The organism is Paraburkholderia sp. SIMBA_030 (genome assembly GCF_046535245.1).
Lineage (GTDB): Bacteria > Pseudomonadota > Gammaproteobacteria > Burkholderiales > Burkholderiaceae > Paraburkholderia.
Map to the genome: position 1 here is coordinate 1 of NZ_JAWRXB010001113.1, position 253 is coordinate 253.

Annotated in this window: 1 protein-coding gene; it reads right to left on the reverse strand. The window is 32.8% G+C overall.

What is annotated here, in order from left to right; translation table 11 throughout:
• A partial coding sequence (locus SB772_RS43470; RefSeq protein ID WP_410838959.1) for an efflux RND transporter permease subunit occupies positions 1-253 on the reverse strand: 253 nt, incomplete at both ends.

Below are 253 nucleotides of genomic sequence, written 5' to 3' on the forward strand. Positions count from 1 at the left end.
TATGATTTTGATTTAATTTTTTGTTATCAACCTTTACAGATATAAAAGATTTTTCATTTCCCGTTTTTTGAACCCCAGATACTCCTTTTACATCATTGTATATCGGTTCAATTTCTTTATTCAAAAGGTCTATATTTTCTGACGTCAATCCGTCTTTAAATGTAAGAGCTACAAAGGAAACTGGAACCGATGAAGTATCGCTCTGAGTAATGGAAGGCTTGGAAACATAGTCAGGTAAAGAACGCGAATCAAT